At 68.0% G+C, this 1,339-nt stretch carries 1 protein-coding gene; it reads right to left on the bottom strand.

The genetic code is table 11. From position 1 onward, the window contains the following. Positions 1-1,339: ATP-binding protein (locus XH81_RS04780; RefSeq protein ID WP_271596013.1), on the bottom strand; the 1,339-nt coding region annotated here is incomplete at both ends.

Below are 1,339 nucleotides of genomic sequence, written 5' to 3' on the forward strand. Positions count from 1 at the left end.
GGCCGTCGTCACCGGCATCAGCCGCGCCGAGGTCGCTTCCGTCTCGGTCCAGACATAGACGGGGACCTCGACGCCCTGATGCGCGAGGCGGATGCCGTTCGGGATCGGCCGCGCCTGCACCGCGACGAAGTGGCCGTCGATGCTGCCCTGCCAGACCGGATCGCCCGGCTTCCACGGCGAGGCCAGCAGATGCGAATTGCCGGCCTTGCCCTCGGCGTCGATGAAGCGCACGGCGATCGCCTCGCCTTCGCGTCCGACCTCGAGCTGGATCTCCTGGCGGTCGAGCCAGACCGCGCGGCGCCGCTCGCGCTGCACGACGCGGCCGCCCATCTGCCCCGAGATCTGGCGCTTGCGCTCCCCCAACACGTGATCGATGGCGGCGCCGACCGCGGCGATGCGCCGGGCGACCTCGCCTTCCGGCACGCGCACCGCAAAGCCTTTGGGGAATTCCTCGGCGATGAAGCCGGTCGAGAGCCGCCCCTCGCGCCAGCGCGGATGATGCATCAGCGCCGACAGGAACGGGATGTTGTGCCTGATGCCGTCGACATAGAACGAGTCGAGCGCGGTCGCCTGCGCCTCGATCGCGGCCGCGCGCGAGGGCGCATGGGTGACGAGCTTGGCGATCATCGGATCGTAATGGATCGAGATCTCGCCGCCCTCCTGGACGCCGGTATCGTTGCGGATGGTGATGCCGTCCTTGCTGGCTTCCGCCGGCGGACGATACTTCACGAGCCGCCCGATCGAGGGCAGGAAGTTGCGGAACGGGTCTTCGGCGTAGAGGCGCGATTCCACCGCCCAGCCCGTCAGCGTGACGTCCTTCTGCGCGATGGCGAGCTTCTCGCCGGCGGCAACGCGGATCATCTGCTCGACGAGGTCGATGCCGGTGACGAGCTCGGTGACGGGATGCTCAACCTGGAGGCGCGTGTTCATCTCCAGGAAGTAGAAGCTCTTGTCCTGCCCCGCGACGAACTCGACGGTGCCGGCGGAGTCGTAATTCACGGCCTTGGCCAGCGCGACGGCCTGCTCGCCCATCTTGCGGCGCGTGGCCTCGTCGAGCAGCGGCGACGGCGCCTCCTCGATGACCTTCTGGTTGCGGCGCTGGATCGAGCACTCGCGCTCGCCGAGATAGACGACATTGCCGTGCTTGTCGCCCAGCACCTGGATCTCGATGTGGCGGGGATCGACGATGAACTTTTCGACGAAGACGCGATCGTCGCCGAACGAGGCCTTGGCCTCGGCCTTGGCGAGGTTGAAACCTTCCGCAACCTCGGAGGTCGAATGCGCGATGCGCATGCCCTTGCCGCCGCCGCCGGCGGACGCCTTGATCATCACGGGATAG

Origin of the sequence: Bradyrhizobium sp. CCBAU 25360 (assembly GCF_028128695.1) — a bacterium.
Taxonomy (GTDB): domain Bacteria; phylum Pseudomonadota; class Alphaproteobacteria; order Rhizobiales; family Xanthobacteraceae; genus Bradyrhizobium; species Bradyrhizobium ottawaense.